At 59.0% G+C, this 407-nt stretch carries 1 protein-coding gene; it reads right to left on the reverse strand.

What is annotated here, in order from left to right:
• Window positions 1-407: ATP-binding cassette domain-containing protein (locus JWH17_RS23370; RefSeq protein ID WP_205225108.1), on the reverse strand; the 407-nt coding region annotated here is incomplete at both ends.

Raw genomic sequence — 407 nt, forward strand, 5'->3', positions numbered from 1 at the left:
GGAGAGTTGACGCGGGAAGGCATCGCGCTTGTCCAAAAGTCCCACGCGTTCAAGCAGCGCTTCAGCTTGTTGCTGCGCTTCACGACGCTGACGCTTTTGCACCTTGAGCGGGCCGAGCAGCAAATTGTCGAGCACGCTCATGTGCGGAAACAGGTGATAACTCTGAAACACCATGCCGATCTGCTGGCGGATGTCGCGCCAGTCGGTGGCCTTGTCGAGCAGCTCGCGGTCGAGAAATTTCAGGCTGCCGCTGTGGGCGACTTCGAGGCCATTGAGGCAACGCAGCAGCGTACTTTTGCCGCAGCCGCTGGGGCCGAGGATGACGATCACTTCACCGCTCTGCACTTGCAGATCGATGCCGTTGAGCACCTGCTGCTCGCCGAAGAATTTGTTGAAGCCGTGAAACT

It is taken from the genome of Desulfogranum marinum, assembly GCF_016918565.1.
In the GTDB taxonomy this organism is placed as follows: Bacteria; Desulfobacterota; Desulfobulbia; order Desulfobulbales; family Desulfobulbaceae; genus Desulfogranum; species Desulfogranum marinum.